The sequence below is a fragment of the Tistrella sp. genome (genome assembly GCF_002684955.1).
GTDB classification, from domain to species: Bacteria; Pseudomonadota; Alphaproteobacteria; order Tistrellales; family Tistrellaceae; genus Tistrella; species Tistrella mobilis.
Genome location: NZ_NYWI01000029.1, coordinates 284,908 through 303,324 on the forward strand (window position 1 = coordinate 284,908; position 18,417 = coordinate 303,324).

Genomic DNA, 18,417 nt, shown 5'->3' on the forward strand with positions numbered 1-18,417 from the left:
GACACTCCCTTCTTCGACCGGCTTAGGTGAGGATCATCCTGCCCCGAAAACCTTATCAATTCTTTTAAGTGCGCCAGAAAATCGATCGATGTTCGAGAAAAACGGCGACCTGAACCGTATAGGATTCGCGCAACGGTTCAGGTGCCTTGCATATATCAGGTCACTGGTCGATGGGTTCCAGGCCGCACCATTCGGCGATGAAAAGAGCGATGGCGCCGGTGACGCGCTCTATGGAGGCGATGGAGACCCGCTCGTCGAAACCGTGAATGCCCGCCGTGACGGGGCCGTAGACGAGGCAGGGACAATCGCCGTAGAGCACGAAGACCCGGCCGTCCAGATAGCTGGGGGTCACGAAGCTCTCCAACCCGCGGCCGAAGGCGCGGGCATGCGCGCGCCCCAGGGTCTTCTCGGCATCACTGCCTTCTTCCAGCACATAGCCTTCGGCGAAGAAGCCGTTGTAGTCGATCTCGGGCGGGTTGTTGGCCAGGAAGGCGTCGCCCTTGGCGGCTTCCGACAGGCAGGCCTCGATTTCTGCGGCGGCATCGCGGGGATCCACGCCGGGATAAATCGAGATCCGGCAATCGAAGGTGCACCAGGCCGGCACCGAGGATGCCCAGTCGCCGCCTTCGATCTTGCCGAAATTGAGGTTGATCGGGTGATCCAGCTCTTCGAAATAGCGATGCGCGGCCTTGCGCGCGTTCCAGTCGGCTTCCAGCCGGCGCAGGGCCTGCATCAGCCGGTAGGCGGCTTCGATGGCATTGGCGCCCGATCCCGCTTCGCGGACATGGACGGGAATGCCGCGCACGGTGACCTTGAACCAGATCACGCCGACATTGGCGCGAACCAGCATCTCGTCTTCGGGTTCGGGGATGATCGCGGCATCAGCGCGATAGCCGCGGACCAGGCAGGCGAGGGCGCCGTTGCCGGTGCATTCCTCTTCCGTCACCGACTGGACATGGACGGTGGCGGCCGGCTGATAGCCCAGACGCCGGAGGGCATCCATGGCGAAGACATTGGCGGCGATGCCCGCCTTCATGTCGCCCGATCCGCGGCCATAGAGCCAGTCGCCCTCGATCACCGGTTCGTAGGGCGGGTTGGTCCACATGTCGTGCGGCCCTTCGGGCACGACGTCGATATGGCCGTTCAGGATCAGCGAGCGCCCGGTCTCGTTGCGCGGCCGGTGGGTGCCGACGACGTTGAGGGCGTTCTGATAATCGACCTTCACCGGCGAAAAGCCCGGGTGATGGCAAATCTCGTCGACATCGATCGCCCAGCGGTCGACGGCATAGCCGCGGTCGCGCAGGGTCTTCGCCATGAAGTCCTGGGCGGTGTGCTCGCGGCCGCGCAGTGACGGCAGGCGGATCAGATCCTGGGTGAAGGCGATCTGCTCTGCAAAGCCCTGTTTCACCGAGGCGAGGATCGCCTCGGCCAGAGCGGGAGCAAGCCGCGAGCCTTCGGTATGTGCCCCGGCGGGGGCGGCGGATGCGGGGGTGATGGTATCGGTCATCTGAGGTCCGGCCTCCCTTGGTCTTATGCCTCTGATGTCGAGCGTAGAAGGCCGGTTTGCTTCGATAAATATCGATGTGATAAATCTCGTTTCGATAAATATCAAAGGAAGCGGAGCATGGCCCTGCCCAGCCTGTCGACGGTGGATCTGAAGCTCCTGGGCGTCTTCCTGGCGGTGGTGAAGGCGGGCGGCTTCGCGCCGGCCCAGGCCGCGCTCAACGTTGCCGCGTCGACGATCAGCATCCAGATCGGCACGCTGGAGAAGCGGCTGGGGGTGGTGCTGTGCCGTCGCGGCCGCGGCGGTTTCGCGCTGACCGAAGATGGCCGGCGGGTGCACGAAGCGGCGCAGGCGCTGTTTGCCCAGATCGAGGATTTTCAAGCCCGGATCGGCGGTCTGGGCGGAGGCATGACCGGCAGGCTGAACCTCGCAGTGATGGAGAACCTGATCACCCACCCGAGTTTCAGCCTGAGCGCGCTGATCGCGCGCTTCAGAGACGGCGCGCCGGGTGTCCGGGTCAGCATCGACACGGCCTCACCGGCACGGCTGGAGGAAATGGTGCTGGGCGGGGCTGCGCATCTGGCGATCGGCTATTTCCCGCGCCGGCTTGCCCAGTTCACCTATGCCCCGGCCTGCGAGGTGGTGATGGAACTCTGCGCCGGGGCGGGGCATCCGCTGTTCGATGTGGCGGAACCGACGCCTGACATGGTCCGGGCCGCCGAACATGCCCATCGCGGCTATGTCTCGACCGAGCAGACCCCGGATGCCCATCGCGGCTTTGTGTTTACGGCCGAGGCACAGAGCGTCGAGGCCCTGGCGATCCTTGTGCTGTCAGGGCGTTATCTGGCCTTCCTGCCGACACACTTCACCCGGCGGCCCGGCTATGCCGGGCGCATCCGGCCGATTCTGCCCGAACGCTATGCCTATCGGTCATCGATCGAGATCGTGCGTAACCGCGCGGCACCGATGACGGCGCCGGCGGCACGGTTCATGGAGCTGGTGGCCGCTTGTCAATGACCGCCGCCGCGGCGGCGAATGGCCCCTTCGGCCCGACGTTCGACGATCAGCTTGGCAAGGATGGTGACCAGGGCGAGCACGGTGAGGGTGGAGGCGGCCGCAAAGGCGCCAATGGCATTGTAGTCGTTATAGAGCAGCTCGACCTGGAGCGGCAGCGTGTTGGTCTGGCCGCGGATATTGCCCGAGACCACCGAGACCGCCCCGAATTCACCCATCACCCGCGCATTGCACAGGATTGCGCCGTAGAGCAGTGCCCATTTCACATTGGGCAGGGTGACGCGCAGGAAGGTCTTGAGACCCGAGGCGCCGAGGGTGATGGCGGCCTCTTCCTCGTCGGTACCCTGGGCCTGCATCAGCGGCACCAGTTCGCGGGCGACGAAGGGGCTGGTGACGAACAGGCTGACCAGGAAGATGGCCGGGATGGTGAACATCACCTGGATGCCGGCGGCGTCGAGCGTCGGCCCCAGCAGGCCCTGGGCGCCGTAGACGAAGAGATAGGCGACGCCGGCGACGATCGGCGAGATCGAGAAGGGAAGCTCGATCACGGTCATCAGCAGCTTGCGTCCGGGGAAGGTGAATTTGGCGATCGCCCAGGCGGCGGCGAGTCCGAAGCCGATATTGATCGGCACCACCACGATGGCGGTCAGGATGGTGAGCCCGATCGCATGCAGCGTGTCGGGGGCGACGACATTCGAGGCCCAGCCCTCGATGCCGGCGGCAAAGGCCTGGGCGAAGATCACCGCCAGCGGCACCACCAGAAACAGGGCGGAGATGCCGAGGGCAAGAGTGATGAGCAGGATGCGCAGCCAGCCTTCGCCCGCCACCCCCTTCCAGGCTTCGGGGGTGCGGCTGCTCTGATGGCGGTTTGCGGTCGCGGGGATATCGGTCATCGTCCTGTCCTCATCCTGTCCTTGTCATCCCCGGCCTGAATGGCGGGCCGCCCAGAATTGCAGGATGTTGATCAGCAGCAGCATCACGAAGGCGCAGACCAGGATCATGGTCGCGATCGCCGCGGCGGCCGGATAATCGAACTCTTCCAGCCGGATGAAGGTGAGCAGGGCGGTGATCTCGGTCTGGAAGGGGCGGTTGCCGGCAATGAAGATCACGCCGCCGAACTCGCCCAGGCTGCGGGCGAAGGCCAGGGCGGCACCTGCCAGGAAGGCGGGCAGGATCGCCGGCATGATCACGCGCAGGAAAATCGCCCGATCGGGGGCGCCCAGCGAATGGGCGGCCTCTTCCGCTTCGCGCGACAGGTCCTCCAGAACCGGCTGAACCGTGCGCACCACGAAGGGAATGCTGGTGAAGGCCATGGCGACGGCGATGCCGAGCGGGGTGTATGCGACCTTGATGCCCAGATCCTTGAGCGGCGCGCCGAGCCAGCCGGTGGGGGCGAGCAGATTGGCAAGCGCAATGCCGGCCACGGCGGTGGGCAGGGCGAAGGGCAAATCGACCAGAGCGTCGAGCACCCGGCGGCCGGGGAAGCGGTAGCGCACCAGCACCCAGGCGAGCAGCAGGCCGAAGACGGCATTGAAGACGGTGGCGCCGGCGGCGGCGCCCAGCGTCACCTGATAGGTGGCCACCGCCCGCCGCGAGGTCACGATCGCCCAGAACTCCGCCGGTCCCAGGCTCGCGGATTTGAGCACCAGGGCGAAGATCGGCAGCGCGATGATGATTGCGGTGTAGAACAGTGTGATGCCGAGCGTCAGGCCGAAGCCCGGCAGCACGCCGCGGGAACGCGAGAGAGCGGTGGCCATGGCCGGATCAGCGGCTCTGTGCCGCGAAGAGCTGGTCGAGCTTGCCGCCCTCGGCGAAATGCTCGGCCTGGATCTTGTCCCAGCCGCCGAAGACGTCTTCGACGCGAACCAGCTTCAGCTCGGGGAACTGGCCAGCATACTTCGCGGCGATCTCGGGGTCGACCACGCGGTTGTAGCGCTTCGCCGCGATCTCCTGAACCTGCTTGCCGTAGAGGAAGTTCAGATAGCCTTCGGCCGCCTTGCGGCTGCCCCGCTCGTCGACGACCTTGTCGACAACGGCGACCGGGAATTCGGCCACCAGGCTCTGCGACGGCGTCACGACCTCGTAGTCGTCCTCGCCATATTCCTTGCGGATCAGGTTGGTCTCGGCCTCGAAGGTGATCAACACATCGCCGATGCCGCGCTCGACGAAGGTGGTGGTGGCACCGCGTCCGCCGGTGTCGAACACCGCAACATGGCCGAAGATCTGCGACACGAATTCATCGGTCTTCGCAACATCGCCCTTGAAGGCATCCAGACCATAGGCATAGGCGGCCAGATAGGTATAGCGCGCATTGCCTGAGGTCTTGGGGTTCGGGAAGACGATCTCCACCCCGTCGCGGACCAGATCAGACCAGTCCTTGATGTTCTTGGGGTTGCCCTTACGCACCAGGAAAGACGGCATCGAATACCAGGGTGAGGCGTTGTTCGGCAGTTCCGACTGCCAGCCCGGCTGAATCAGGCCGCCATGCTTCACCAGGAAGTCGATGTCGGTGACCTGATTGAAGGTCACGACATCCGCCTTCAGCCCTTCGAGGATCGCACGGGCCTGGCGCGAGGTGCCGGCATGGGACTGGTTCACCTCGATCGAGCGACCGGTTTCGGCCTTCCAGGCAGGCACGAAGCTCTCGTTGATCTCGGCGAACAGCTCGCGGGCGATGTCGTAAGACGCGTTGAGGAGGGTGTCGTCGGCGGCCCGCGCCGGCGCGCCGGCGGCGAGGCCGAGCGCGAGGGCGGCGGCAAAAGCGAGGCGCTTCATCTGGCAGGCTCCAGAAAGGCGGGGATGGGAAGCTCGCGGGCCGGTGTGCTGCGCAGGCCGTGGGGCGTGCCCTCAGGCCGGTCGCCTTCGGACATATTCTCCCTCGCGCCCGCAGCCCATCCGGGATGTGTGACGAGAATGTGCATCCGTAGCCGTGGATGTCAACAATTAAACACGGACATGATGTTTTATGAGTTATTTCACAGTATGTTTCAGTTTATTCCATCAGCTCTCCCGCAAGGCTGCGGGCGAGGGCGGCGACCTGGTTGCGGATGTCGGGTACGGCGGTGCTTTCCCAGAACACGCCCTTGGTGAGCGGCCCCAGGGCGGCAAGCTGGCGATTTGCCATGCCGTCGGCCGAGATGACCCGCAGATCCGTATCGACATCGAGGCCGAGCGCCAGCGCATCGGCCCGGATGGCGCCATGGGCGAACAGGCCGGCCAGCAGGGGCTCGGGCGTGCAGGCGAGGTCGGAACCGGGGCCCGTGCAGTCGATGGCGCGGGCGGCCACGATGCGTTCCACCGCCCCGCCGCCCCGCGGGATCAGGTCGAAGGCGACCCGGTCGGGCGTCACATGGCGGGCGCGGATGCGCATGGCCCGGATCAGCAGCTGGCCGCGGGCGCGCGCATCGGCGATGCGGTCCGCGACATCCGGTGCCATGCGATGGCGATGACTGTCCCACCAGGGGCGGAGATGGCGCAGGAAACGGCGCTTCTCTTCGGGAGCCAGCCCCTGCCAGAGCGGCTGTGTCACCGGCCGCAGCCCGTCGATCACCGCCCGCCAGCCGCCGCCTTGGCCGCGGGTCGACAGATCGGTTTCTGCGGCCCGCACGGCCTGACGCACGGTCTTCACCAGGGCGCTGAGCCGGTCGGGCGCGGTTTCCGGCGTGAGTGAGGGGATGGGGGCCGGCACCGGGGCATGGGCACGGGGCAGCAGCCCACGGCGAGAGATGGCATGAATGGTGCCGCGATGGCCGCGGTCCAGCAGGCTGATCACGACGTCGACCGCAGTCAGGCCAGTGCCGACCAGGATGACGTCGGCCTCGCGATCCAGCCCGTCGAGGGCGTTCGGCGCCCATGGATCCGGCGCATAGGCGGGGCCGGCCGGCATATCGCAGCCGGGCGGGAAGTTGCCGAGCGCCAGCACGGCAGCATCGACCCGATAGCTGCGACCGCCATCGACCTGCATCGCGAAACCGCCACCCTCCACGGCGTCGAGCCGCACGGCGGCATCATGGATCAGCTGCAGATTCATAGCCTTGCCCTGGCGCCAGATCCGGTCGCCGATCAGATCCTGAATGTAGGAGCCATAAATCCGTCGCGGCACGAAGCTGTCGCGCCCGGCCGGGCCGTCGGGCAGGAAGGCGGTGAGGGTGCTGCGGTTCGCCTCCAGCCACTGGACGAAATGGCCCGGCTGGTCGGGAAAGGCGCTCATATTGCCGGCCCGGACGTTGAGCAGGTGGTGCGGATTGCCGGTGGCATAGGCGACGCCGCGACCGAACTGGCTGTTCCGCTCGACCAGCAGGATCCTGTCCGTCCGCCGGCAGCGGTCCAGCAGGTGCACGGCAAGCAGGGCCCCGCTGAAACCGGCCCCGATGATCGCAATGGTGGTGCCGCGTTCGCTCATGCGCAGGGTCCCCGGCGGTTGAGATGCAGGCTCAGCCTAGCGCGTGGCGGGCGGTCCAGTCATCAGACACAGAATAGCCGATTGCAGGATGGAACCGGCTGTCGCAGGATGCGGCCAATTCGCGGGCGCCCCTTGTCGGTGCGGCGCCTCCAACCGTTAGGTCGAGGGAAGACAGAGCCATGGCTGGCAGCGTCAACAAGGTGATCCTGATCGGCAATCTGGGCCGGGACCCGGAGGTGCGCAGCACCCAGGACGGCATGAAGATCGTGAACCTTGCGGTCGCGACCAGCGAAAACTGGCGGGACCGTCAGAGCGGTGAGCGCCGCGAGCGGACCGAGTGGCACCGCGTGGTGATCTTCAACGAACGCCTGGCCGAAGTGGCGGAAAAGTTCCTGCGCAAGGGCTCGAAGGTCTATGTCGAAGGGGCGCTTCAGACCCGCAAATGGACCGATCAGCAGGGCCAGGAGAAGTACACCACCGAGGTGGTGCTGCAGCGGTTCCGCGGCGAGCTGACCATGCTCGACGGCCGCGGCGAAGGTGGCGGTGGCGCTGAATTCGGCGGCGGCGACGATTTCGGCGGTGGGTCGGGCGGCGGCTTCGGCGGCGGCCAGGGCGGCGGCGGTCGCCGGGCTGGCGGTGGCGGCTATGGCGGCGGTCGCGGCGGCCAGGGTGGAGGCATGGGCGGTGGCCAGGGCGGCGGCGGCTTCGGCGGTGGCTATGACGATTACGGCTCGGATTATGGTGGCGGCTCGTCCGGTGGCGGCCGCGGCGGCGCCGGTGGTGGCGCCGGTGGTGGCGGTAGCTCGAACGATCTGGATGACGAAATTCCGTTCTGAGCTGCGCCAGATCGACAGACCGACATGAAAAGCCCGGCTGATGCGACACACATCAGCCGGGCTTTTTGCGTTCAGGTGCGGGTATCAGCGGTCGACATATCCCATCTCGCGCTCACCGTAGCGCGGGCCGGCGGTGATGCCCGGCGGCAGGGCTGCGTCGAGGCGGGCGGTCTCTTCTGCCGTGAGCGTCAGGTCCAGGGCCGCCCAGTTGTCCTCCAGATGGCTGCGGCGGCGGGTGCCGGGAATGGGGATCACGTCGTCGCCCCGGCCGAGCAGCCAGGCGAGCGCGACACGGCCCGGGGTGACGCCGCGTTCGGTCGCGATCTCGCGTACCGTGGCGGCGGCCGCCATGTTGGCATCGTAATTGGCGCCGATCAGTCGCGGGTCGGTGCGACGGCGATCGCCTTCGGGATAGTCTTCGGCCCGGGTGACGCTACCGGTCAGGAAGCCGCGGCCGAGCGGCGCGAAGGGCACCAGGGCGATGCCCAGCCGGCGCAGGGTCGGGATGATCCCGGCTTCGAGGTCACGCTCCCAAAGCGAGTATTCGCTCTGCAGGGCCGCAACCGGCAGCACCGAATGGGCCCGGGTGATGGTCGCGGCCGAGGCTTCCGACAGGCCGAAATGCAGCACCTTGCCGGCCTTTACCAGATCGGCCACGGTGCCGGCCACCTCCTCGATCGGCACGACCGGATCGACGCGGTGCTGATAAAGCAGGTCGATGCGGTCGGTACCGAGGCGCGAGAGCGAGCCTTCCACCGCCTGGACGATCCGCTCCGGCCGGCTGTCGACGCCGATGCTGCGGCCGCCCTCGATCTTCCAGCCGAATTTGGTGGCGATGACGACCCTGTCCCGCAGCGGACCGGTGGAGTCGCTGCCGGCGAGGGCGCGGCCGATCAGGCTTTCGTTGAGGAACGGTCCGTAAACTTCCGCTGTGTCGAGGAAACTGCAGCCGAGCTCGATGGCGCGATGGATGGTGGCGATCGATTCTGCGTCATCGGTGGCGCCATAGGACTGGCTCATCCCCATGCAGCCGAGGCCGAGGGCGGAGACCATTGGGCCAGTGCTGCCGAGGCGTCTTGTCTGGATCATTTCCGGACGTCCTGCATCTTGTTTGGCGGGGAGATCGGTTCCCCGCGGCGGCGTTCAGGGGCAACAGCATGCGCCTCGGGCCGGGGCTTGGCCAGCCTGCGGCGTTGTGCAAAACCGGACGCGCGACCATATTCCGCCCAGGACCAGCCGCCACCGGAGGGCCGCTCATGGCCGACGACATCAATGATCCGCTGCGCCTCGACGCGCAGCTCTGCTTTGCGCTCTATGGCGCCTCGCTGGCCATGACCAAACTCTATCGTCCGGTGCTTGAAGGGCTGGGGCTGACCTATCCGCAATATCTGGCGATGCTGGTGCTGTGGGAGAGCGACGATGTCACGGTCGGTGATCTGGGGCGCAGGCTGGGGCTCGATTCCGGCACGCTCACCCCGCTGTTGAAACGGCTGGAAGCCGCAGGACTGGTGACACGGCGTCGCGACCCGCGCGACGAGCGCCAGGTGCGGGTCGCCCTGACCGAGGCGGGCAGGGCGCTGAAGGCGCGGGCGCGCCATGTGCCGGAGCGGATGTTCTGCGCCATGGGGCTGGAACTCGACGAGCTGGGCGATCTCCGCCGGCGCCTGCACGCCCTTCAGGCGCGGCTGAGCGATGCCGCCGCCGAGCCCGACAGCGGCAGCTGAAGGTCGGGCATGGGTGATGTGTCATACTCTTTTATATTGCGTACAATTAAATTGATGCCAATATGAAATACGAAACGACGACATGACCGGCACCGGAGAGGGCCGGCCGAGCCAAGGAGACAGGCCATGCAGATCCTCTACACCGCCAATGCCACCGCCACCGGCGGCCGTGACGGCCGCGCCGCCAGCGACGACGGTCATATCGACCTGCCGCTCGCCATGCCCGCCGCCCTTGGCGGTAACGGCAAGGGCACCAACCCGGAACAGCTGTTCGCCGCCGGCTATGCCGCCTGCTTCCTGTCGGCGCTGAAGCTCGTCGCCGGTCAGAAGGGCGTGAAGCTGGGCAACGACGCCCAGGTCGCGGCCGCAGTGTCGATCGGCAAGGACGAGACCAGCTTCGGCCTGGCCGTGATGCTGACCGCCAGCCTGCCCGGCATCGATGCCGCTGCGGCGCACGCGCTGGTCGAAGCCGCACATCAGGTGTGCCCCTATTCCAAGGCAACCCGCGGCAATGTCGAGGTTGATCTGAAGGTCGCCTGAGGCTTCCGGGGCCCCTGCATCCGCCCGGAATGCAGGGGCCGGCCGGCGTGGTTGTTCGGCGGCGCAAAATTGGGTAGCTTCGGGGACGATTTCACGACCGGCCGGTGACGCGCGGATCTCCGAGCGGCCCGGCCGATGCGTGTAAGCCTTCGACTGATCGCCCGCCGACGCCGCGCCCCCGCGTTTCGACGGCAGGCGTCGCCCCCTTTTCCGGCGCCGTCCATCGACGGCGGCACCGGTTCAAGTTCCGGGATCGTACCTTGTCCGACACGCCCGTTCCGCCCATCGCTTCCGACATCGCTCCGGTCACGATCGAAGACGAGATGCGGCGCTCGTACCTCGATTACGCGATGAGCGTGATCGTGGCGCGTGCGCTCCCCGACGTCCGCGACGGCCTGAAGCCCGTGCACCGGCGGATCCTGTTCTCGATGCACGAGAGCGGCTACGAGTGGAACAAGCCGTTCCGCAAATCGGCACGCGTGGTCGGCGACGTCATGGGTAAGTATCACCCCCATGGCGACAGCGCGATCTACGACACCATGGTCCGCATGGCGCAGGATTTTTCGATGCGCCTGACGCTGATCGACGGCCAGGGCAATTTCGGCTCCATGGACGGCGATCCCCCGGCGGCCATGCGTTATACCGAGGCCCGCCTGACCAAGGCCGCCAGCACCCTCCTGTCGGATCTCGACAAGGAGACGGTGGACTTCCAGAACAATTACGACGACACGACCCGCGAACCGACAGTTCTGCCCGCCCGGTTCCCGAACCTGCTCGTCAACGGTGCGGGCGGCATCGCCGTCGGCATGGCGACGAACATCCCGACCCATAATCTGGGCGAGGTGATCGACGCCGCCATCGCGATGGTCAACCGGCCCGAGATCACCGATCTGGAGCTGCTGCGGATCGTGCCCGGCCCGGACTTCCCGACCGGCGGCATCATCGTCGGCCGCGGCGGCAGCCGCGAGGCCCTGCTGACCGGCCGCGGGTCGGTGCTGCTGCGCGGCAAGGTCGAGGTGGAGGAGATCCGCAAGGATCGCATGGCGATCATCGTTCGCGAGATCCCCTACCAGGTCAACAAGGCCCGGATGATCGAGCGCATCGCCGAAGCGGTGCGGGAGCGTAAGATCGAGGGCGTGGCGGATCTGCGCGACGAAAGTGACCGCGACGGCGTCCGCGTGGTGGTGGAACTGAAGCGCGATGCGACGCCCGAGGTGGTCGTCAACCAGCTCTATCGCTTCACCCCGCTGCAGACCTCGTTCGGCGTGAACATGCTGGCGCTGAATGCCGGCAAGCCCGAAATGATGACGCTCCGCGACATGCTCCAGGCCTTCCTGGAGTTCCGCGAAGAGGTCATTACCCGCCGGACGATCTATGAACTGCGCAAGGCGCGCGAGCGGGCCCATGTGTTGATGGGCCTGGGCGTGGCGGTCGTCAACCTCGACCCGGTGGTCGAGCTGATCAAGGCCTCCCCCGACAGCGCCTCGGCCCGCGACGCTCTGATGGACCGGCCCTGGCCGGCCGGCGACATCGCGCCCTATATCGCGCTGGTGGGCGAGCCCGACCGCAGCGTGGTCGACGGCATGTACAGCCTGTCGGAAGCCCAGGCCCGCGCCATTCTGGATCTGCGCCTGCATCGCCTGACCGGGCTGGAGCGCGAGCGCATCGGTGCCGAGCTGCGCGAGATCTGCGACAAGATCCTGGAATATCTCCGCATCCTGAATGATCGCGCTCGCATGCTCGAGGTGCTGCGCGAGGAGCTGATCGAGGTCCGCGACGAGTTCGCGACGCCGCGGCGCACCGTGATCGAGGAATCGGAGTTCGACTACAATGTCGAGGATCTGATCGAGCGCGAGGAGATGGTCGTCACGGTCACCCATGGCGGCTATATCAAGCGCGTGCCGCTCTCGACCTATCGCGCCCAGCGCCGCGGCGGCAAGGGCCGGTCTTCGATGGCGGTGCGTGACGAGGATTTCGTCTCGCAGATCTTCGTGCTCAACAGCCATGCGGCCGTGTTGTTCTTCTCCACCGCCGGCCAGGTCTACAAGCTGAAGGTCTGGCAGCTGCCGGCCGGGACGCCGCAGAGCCGCGGCAAGGCCATGGTCAATCTGCTGCCGCTGAAGGAAGGCGAGGTCATCGCCACCCTGATGCCACTGCCCGATGATCCGGACATGCCCGAGATCGCCGAGGTCGACGAGGCCGCGGCCGACGAGGCGGCGGAAGAGGCGGCCGAGGCGCTGGATGCCATCGCCGACGGCGACGCCTATGTGATGTTCGCAACCGCGAAGGGCAATGTCCGCCGCAACCGCCTGGCCGATTTCGTCAATGTGATGAGCAATGGCAAGATCGCCATCCGTCTGGGCGAGGGCGACCGTCTGGTCGGCGTGCTGCCGTGCAATGGCGGTGACGACGTGGTGCTCGCCAGCCGGGCCGGCAAGGCGATCCGCTTCCCTGTGGGGGCCGTGCGGCTGTTCAAGAGCCGCACCTCCGATGGCGTGCGCGGCATCTCTCTGGCCGGCAGCGACGAGGTCGTGTCGATGTCGATCATCCGCCACCGCGAGGTGGACGTCGATACCCGCGACAATTACCTGCGCTTCGCCAATGCCAAGCGCCGCTGGCTGGCGCAGTTGAAGGCGCTGGAGACCGGTACTTCGGCAGTGGTGGACGGCGAAGAGGCGGCACCGGTCGAGACCGGTGACCTGCCCGGGGACGAGGCCGAACTCGCGGCCCGCTACGGGCTCGACCTCGAGACCGCCCAGCGGCTGGAGGCCGAGGAGGAGGTCCTGCTGGCCGTCACCACCCGCGGCTATGGCAAGCGCACCTCGGCCTATGAATACCGCACCACCAATCGCGGCGGGTCGGGCATCGTCAACATGACCACCGGAGCGCGTAACGGCCACATCGTGGCCTGTTTCCCGGTGGCGCAGGGCGAGCAGATCATGCTGGTGACCGATGGTGGCCAGCTGATCCGGACGCCGGTGGCGGATATCCGCATCGCCGGCCGCGACACCATGGGCGTGATCGTGTTCAAGACCGCCCAGGACGAAAAGGTCGTCTCGGCCGCCCGGCTGAGCGAGACCGCGGAAGAAGATCAGAACGGCGCCGGCGAGGCCAATGGTGATGGCGAGGCCGGTGACGAGGGGGAGCAGGACGCGACGGAGACGACCGATCTTCGCGGAGACGAAGACGAGGCGTAAGCCGGCGCGGGTGGAGACCCAGTGGAGGACCAGGCATTGAGCGGCAAGGGCATCTATCCGGGGACGTTCGACCCGGTGACCAACGGGCATATGGACATCATCCGACGCAGCCTGAGGGTGGTGGACAAGCTCGTGGTGGCCGTGGCGGCCAACCCCGGCAAGGGACCGATGTTTTCGCTGGAAGAGCGGGTGAGCCTTGTGCTCGCCGAGCTCCAGACCCTGCCGCCGGATCAGGCAGCCCGGGTCGAGGTGAAATCCTTCGACACCCTGCTGATGCATTTTGCGGTGGAGCAGGGGGCCGGCGTGATCATGCGTGGCCTGCGCGCCGTTTCGGACTTCGAGTACGAATTCCAGATGGCGGGCATGAATGCCCGGCTGAACACCCAGGTCGAAACCGTCTTCCTGATGGCGTCCGAAAAGGTGCAGTTCATCTCCTCGCGCTTCGTGAAAGAGATCGGCCGGCTGGGTGGCGACATCTCGCAGTTTGTCAGCCCGCAGGTGAAGAAGATCCTCGATGTCCGGTTCGAGGAAGAACGAAACGGCCTTCGTCCGCTGGACTGAGTTGCCGCCAGATCCGATGAATATCGCGGGACGGTGTCCGCCAGGGCGGTCACCGTCCCGCGCCGTTCTAAGCTATATCAACCCTTTGCATCGGTTACTTCAGTTTCGATGAAAGTCGACCTGTTCGATTTCGATCTGCCGCGCGAGCTGATCGCCCAGCGCCCGGCCGAGCCCCGCGAAAGCGCCCGTCTGCTTCGGATCAAGGCGGATGGGCTTTCGGATCATCGCGTCGCCGATCTGCCGGATCTTCTCCGCCCCGACGACCTGCTGGTGGTCAACGACACGCGGGTGATCCCGTCGCGCCTGTTCGGCCGGCGGGGCGACGCAAAGGTCGAGGTGACCTTGCACAAGGCCGAAGGGCTGGATGTCTGGGCGGCCTTTGCACGCCCGGCCCGTAAGCTTCGCCTGGGCGACCGTTTCGAGGCGGAGGCCGGCGGGCGGGTGCTGGGAGCCGAGGTCATCGAACGGCGCGATGCGGGCGAGGTGGTGCTGCGCTTTGATCTGGCCGGTGGCGAGCTGATCCAGGCGCTGGAAGAGGTCGGCCGCCTGCCGCTGCCCCCCTATATCGAACGGCCGGAAGGCGCCGATGCCCGCGACACCGACGACTATCAGACGATATTCGCCCGTGATAAGGGAGCGGTTGCCGCACCCACCGCGGGGCTGCATTTCACCGACCGACTGCTTGCAGCGCTTGATGCCCGGGGCATCGAGCGACTGGCGTTGACGCTGCATGTCGGTGCCGGCACCTTCCTGCCGGTGAAGGCCGAGGATACGGTCGACCACCATATGCATGCCGAATGGGGCCGGCTGACGGCAGAGACGGCCGACCGGCTGAATGCGGCACGTGCCGCCGGCCGGCGCATCATCGCCGTCGGCACCACAGCCATGCGTCTGCTGGAGACGGCGGCCGGCGAGGATCGCAGGTTCCGGCCGTTCGAGGGCGAGACCCGGATCTTCATCACCCCCGGCGGGCGGCCGATCCGCGGCACCGACGTGCTGATGACCAATTTCCACCTGCCGCGCTCCACCCTGTTCATGCTCGTCTCGGCCTTTGCCGGGCTGAACCGGATGCACGCGGCCTATGCCCATGCCATCGCAGGCGGCTATCGCTTCTTTTCCTATGGTGACGCCTGCCTGATCGACCATTGTCCGGACGACGTCGCATCATGACCACGACCCCGCACGACCAGAACCCGACCCGCGCCATCGCGGGCGAGGGGGCCGAACCCCGCTTCGGTTACACGCTGATGGCCGAGGACGGCATGGCCCGGCGCGGCCGGATCGTCACGGCCCACGGCGCCATCGACACGCCGGCCTTCATGCCGGTGGGCACGGCCGGGACCGTGAAGGGCCTGACGCCCGAACAGGTGGCGGCGACCGGGGCACAGATCCTGCTGGGCAACACCTATCACCTGATGCTGCGCCCGGGGGCCGAGCGGGTCGACCGCCTGGGCGGGTTGCACCGCTTCATGAACTGGCCGGCGCCGATTCTGACCGACAGCGGCGGGTTTCAGGTCATGTCGCTGGCGGCGCTGCGCAAGCTGGATGATGACGGCGTCACCTTCCGCTCGCATCTGGACGGCAGCAAGATCCGGCTGACGCCGGAGCGGTCGATCGAGATCCAGCGCCTGCTGGATGCCACGGTCACCATGTGCTTCGACGAATGCACGCCTTATCCTGCGACCTATGATCAGGCCGCAAGCTCGATGCGGCTGTCGATGCGTTGGGCGGAACGCTGCCGCACCGCTTTTACCGACCGGCCCGGCTACGCGCTGTTCGGCATCGTCCAGGGCGGGGTTCATGGCGATCTGCGCGCCGAAAGCGTGGAACGGCTGACGGAGATCGGCTTCGAGGGCTATGCCGTGGGCGGGCTTGCGGTGGGCGAGGGGTTCGAGCTGATGTGCTCCACCCTCGACGTCACCACGCCGCTGATGCCCCGGGACAAGCCGCGCTATCTGATGGGCGTGGGCCGTCCGCAGGATCTGGTGGCTGCGGTCCGGCGCGGCATCGACATGTTCGACTGCGTGATGCCGACCCGCTCCGGCCGGACCGGCCAGGCTTTCACCCGCCGCGGCCCGGTCAATATCCGCAATGCCCGCCATGCCGACGACCCGCGGCCGCTGGACGACCGCTGTGGCTGCCCGGCCTGCACGCAGTATTCCCGCGCCTATCTGCACCATCTGCACAAGGCGAGCGAGATTCTGGGGGCGGTGTTGCTGACCCAGCACAATCTTTGGTATTATCAGGATCTTATGCGCGAGATGCGCGCCGCCATCCCCGAAGGTCGGATGGAGGTCTTTGCGGCGGAATTCGAGGCCGGCCTCGCCGCGGGGGACATTCCGCCGCTCTGATGTCCCCCCGGGCGAAGGTGGCCGGCCCCTCGGGTCAGCCCTTGAGGTCGGGGAAGTCTTCTTCGCGGAACTCGACGCCGCCGCGGCTTTCGGGCGCCTCGCCCGCATTCTCACCGCGGCGGAGTTCGACCCGGCGGATCTTGCCCGAAATCGTCTTGGGCAGGTCCTCGGTGAACTCGATGCGGCGGATGCGCTTGAAGGGTGCCACCCGGCTGCGGACATAGGCCAGAATGTCCCGTGCCGTCTCAGCATCGGGCTCGAAGCCCTTGATCAGGGAGATATAGGCCTTCGGCACGGCCAGACGGACGGGGTCTGGTGCGGGAACCACGGCCGCCTCGGCGACGGCGTCGTGTTCGATCAGCACGCTCTCAAGCTCGAAGGGGCTGATCCGGTAGTCCGACGCCTTGAAGACGTCGTCGGCGCGCCCGACGAAGGTGAAATAGCCGTCATCATCACGGATGGCGACGTCTCCGGTGCGGTAGAATTCGCCCGAGGTGGCGAGCAGGGCCTTGCCCTCGGCGGCTTCGTAGCCGCGCATCAGGCTTGCCGGACGGCGATCGCCCAAGGCGAGTGCGATCTCGCCCTCCTCGACCTGGTTGCCGTCGGCATCGAGCAGGGTTGCGACATAACCCGGCAGCGGCCGCCCCATGGAGCCGGTTTTGATCGGCTGGCCTGGCGGGTTGCCGAACTGGGCGCTGGTTTCGGTCTGGCCATAGCCGTCGCGGATGGTCAGGCCCCAGGCCTCCTGAACCTGCTCGATGATCTCGGGGTTCAGCGGCTCACCCGCGCCACAGACCTCGCGCAGGCTGGTGCGGATCGACTTCAGATCCTGCTGGATGAACATCCGCCAGACGGTCGGCGGGGCGCAGAGGGTGGTCACGCCCCCCCGTGCAATGGCGTCGAGCAGGCTGGCAGCCTCGAAGCGCGGTTGATTGGCGATGAAGATGGTCGCGCCGGCGATCCAGGGGGCGAAGAAGCAGCTCCAGGCATGCTTCGCCCAGCCGGGCGACGAGATGTTCAGATGCACATCGCCGGGCTGCAACCCCAGCCAGTACATCGTCGAAAGATGGCCGATCGGATAGCTGGCATGGGTGTGGATCACCAGCTTGGGCTTGGCCGTGGTGCCCGAGGTGAAATAGAGCAGCAGTTCATCCTCGGCCCGGGTCTCGCCATCCGGGGTGAAGCCGTGGGCGAAGCGGGGATCTTCATGCGCATCCGCGAAGTCGGTCCAGCCCGGCGCGCTGCCATCGGCGGCGATGCGGGTCAGGCCGCGGGCCCGTTCCAGCGCCTCGAACTTCGAAGCATGCTCAGCGCCGGCAATGATGTGGCGCACGCGACCACGCTCCAGCCGGTCGTCAAGATCCTCGGTGGAAAGCAGGGTGGTGGCCGGGATGACCACGGCACCCAGTTTCATGGCCGCCAGCATCGTCTCCCAAAGCGGGACCGTGTTGCCCAGCATCAGCAGAATCCGGTCGCCGCGCGCGACGCCCAGATAGCGGAGATGATTGGCGACCCGATCCGAACGATCGCGCAGCTCGGCAAAACTCAGCGAGGTCTCGGCGCCGGTCGGCACGTCGACGATCCGAAGCGCCGGACGGTTGCGGCTTTCGGCCTCGGTCGCGAGCACGGCATCGAACCAGTCAAGCGCCCAGTTGAACCGCTCGGGTCGTGGCCAGGAAAATCCGGCACAGGCGCGGTCGTAATCCTCGCGATGGGCCAGCAGAAAGGCGCGGGCCTCGGCATAGTTCATGGTCATGACGACAGAGTCCTCTCAGGTCGTACCTCCGGCCGCGACCGGTCGCAGGTGCGGTGCGCCGGCCGTTCTCGTCCATCGATCATTGACACAGCACGCCCCGCGTGACCAGACCCGTCGCTGCACGCGCCCGAGGTGCGATGTCGCACGACGTTTGAACCGGATCGCATCGGCGTGTGTTTCGCGGCGTTCCACGGCTTGACCGATCGCAGCCTCGCCCCTATGGTTACGCCCGTTCGCAGCCGGGGCGGTCTTCTCCCGGGCAGTCGGTGGCGGCGAACCGCAGATCCTGCGAGCCCGTAGCTCAGCCGGTAGAGCATCTGACTTTCGATTGGGAGCGCCGGCCGGAAACGGCCGTATGAAACAGGCGTCAAAGTCGGGGAACCCGTCCGCGTCGCGGCGACGGCAATCCCGAGCCAAGCCGATCCCTCGGTTCGAGGAATCGGAAGGTGTAGAGGCCAGACGGCGCCCACCTAACTCAAGCGCCCCGTCTGGGGGCGTTCCGACAGGGTGAAGGGATGGTCCGGGCCACAAA

15 protein-coding genes are annotated in these 18,417 nt (G+C 66.7%); 8 read left to right on the plus strand and 7 right to left on the minus strand.

Going from position 1 to position 18,417, the window contains the following annotated elements:
* Window positions 1–160: 160 nt before the first annotated feature.
* Entirely contained in the window at window positions 161–1,507 is a 1,347-nt protein-coding gene (locus CMO28_RS08315) for an ArgE/DapE family deacylase (RefSeq protein WP_296712317.1), read from the minus strand.
* Between the two features lie 117 nt (window positions 1,508–1,624).
* Between CMO28_RS08315 and CMO28_RS08320 the strand changes: the two genes are divergently transcribed.
* The gene (locus CMO28_RS08320) at window positions 1,625–2,521 is read left to right on the plus strand and encodes a LysR family transcriptional regulator (protein WP_296712320.1); all 897 of its coding nucleotides are present in this window, start codon (window positions 1,625–1,627) and stop codon (window positions 2,519–2,521) included.
* Here the strand turns inward: CMO28_RS08320 and cysW are convergent.
* From cysW to CMO28_RS08340, 4 genes are all read right to left on the minus strand, one after another.
* Complete coding sequence (cysW, locus tag CMO28_RS08325) at window positions 2,515–3,411, minus strand: sulfate ABC transporter permease subunit CysW (protein WP_197465004.1); 897 nt, start codon at window positions 3,409–3,411, stop codon at window positions 2,515–2,517. The genes CMO28_RS08320 and cysW overlap by 7 nt on opposite strands.
* A gap of 24 nt (window positions 3,412–3,435) precedes the next feature.
* The gene (gene cysT, locus CMO28_RS08330; protein WP_062761310.1) at window positions 3,436–4,275 is read right to left on the minus strand and encodes a sulfate ABC transporter permease subunit CysT; all 840 of its coding nucleotides are present in this window, start codon (window positions 4,273–4,275) and stop codon (window positions 3,436–3,438) included.
* Between the two features lie 7 nt (window positions 4,276–4,282).
* Window positions 4,283–5,293 carry a sulfate ABC transporter substrate-binding protein gene (locus tag CMO28_RS08335; protein ID WP_062761309.1) on the minus strand — a complete coding sequence of 337 codons (1,011 nt, stop codon included), beginning with the start codon at window positions 5,291–5,293 and terminating at the stop codon, window positions 4,283–4,285.
* Window positions 5,294–5,510: 217 nt separating this feature from the next.
* A complete protein-coding gene (locus CMO28_RS08340) occupies window positions 5,511–6,920 on the minus strand; it encodes an FAD/NAD(P)-binding protein (protein ID WP_296712328.1) in 1,410 nt (469 codons plus the stop codon).
* A gap of 179 nt (window positions 6,921–7,099) precedes the next feature.
* On the opposite strand from CMO28_RS08340, the gene ssb reads away from it, so the two are divergent.
* Complete coding sequence (ssb, locus tag CMO28_RS08345; RefSeq protein WP_296712331.1) at window positions 7,100–7,756, plus strand: single-stranded DNA-binding protein; 657 nt, start codon at window positions 7,100–7,102, stop codon at window positions 7,754–7,756.
* An 84-nt stretch (window positions 7,757–7,840) separates the two neighbouring features.
* On the opposite strand, the gene CMO28_RS08350 is transcribed toward ssb, so the two are convergent.
* On the minus strand, window positions 7,841–8,845 hold the full coding sequence (locus tag CMO28_RS08350; protein ID WP_296712335.1) for an aldo/keto reductase: 1,005 nt from the start codon (window positions 8,843–8,845) through the stop codon (window positions 7,841–7,843).
* Between the two features lie 167 nt (window positions 8,846–9,012).
* Between CMO28_RS08350 and CMO28_RS08355 the strand changes: the two genes are divergently transcribed.
* From CMO28_RS08355 to tgt, 6 genes are all read left to right on the plus strand, one after another.
* Window positions 9,013–9,480 (plus strand): MarR family winged helix-turn-helix transcriptional regulator, encoded by a 468-nt coding sequence (locus CMO28_RS08355; RefSeq protein WP_062768687.1) that lies wholly within the window; start codon window positions 9,013–9,015, stop codon window positions 9,478–9,480.
* Between the two features lie 126 nt (window positions 9,481–9,606).
* Window positions 9,607–10,020, plus strand: a complete 414-nt coding sequence (locus tag CMO28_RS08360; protein ID WP_296712340.1) for an organic hydroperoxide resistance protein — start codon at window positions 9,607–9,609, stop codon at window positions 10,018–10,020.
* Between the two features lie 260 nt (window positions 10,021–10,280).
* Window positions 10,281–13,217, plus strand: coding sequence for a DNA gyrase subunit A (gyrA, locus tag CMO28_RS08365; RefSeq protein ID WP_296712345.1), 2,937 nt, complete (start codon window positions 10,281–10,283; stop codon window positions 13,215–13,217).
* A 21-nt stretch (window positions 13,218–13,238) separates the two neighbouring features.
* Entirely contained in the window at window positions 13,239–13,778 is a 540-nt protein-coding gene (gene coaD, locus CMO28_RS08370) for a pantetheine-phosphate adenylyltransferase (protein ID WP_014745088.1), read from the plus strand.
* A gap of 108 nt (window positions 13,779–13,886) precedes the next feature.
* Window positions 13,887–14,948 carry a tRNA preQ1(34) S-adenosylmethionine ribosyltransferase-isomerase QueA gene (gene queA, locus CMO28_RS08375; RefSeq protein WP_296712351.1) on the plus strand — a complete coding sequence of 354 codons (1,062 nt, stop codon included), beginning with the start codon at window positions 13,887–13,889 and terminating at the stop codon, window positions 14,946–14,948.
* Window positions 14,945–16,129, plus strand: coding sequence for a tRNA guanosine(34) transglycosylase Tgt (gene tgt, locus CMO28_RS08380; RefSeq protein ID WP_322111309.1), 1,185 nt, complete (start codon window positions 14,945–14,947; stop codon window positions 16,127–16,129). Before queA ends, tgt begins: the two co-directional genes overlap by 4 nt.
* Before the next feature lie 34 nt (window positions 16,130–16,163).
* Here tgt and CMO28_RS08385 read toward each other — a convergent pair whose 3' ends face one another.
* On the minus strand, window positions 16,164–17,885 hold the full coding sequence (locus CMO28_RS08385; protein ID WP_296712355.1) for an AMP-binding protein: 1,722 nt from the start codon (window positions 17,883–17,885) through the stop codon (window positions 16,164–16,166).
* Window positions 17,886–18,417 lie beyond the last annotated feature (532 nt).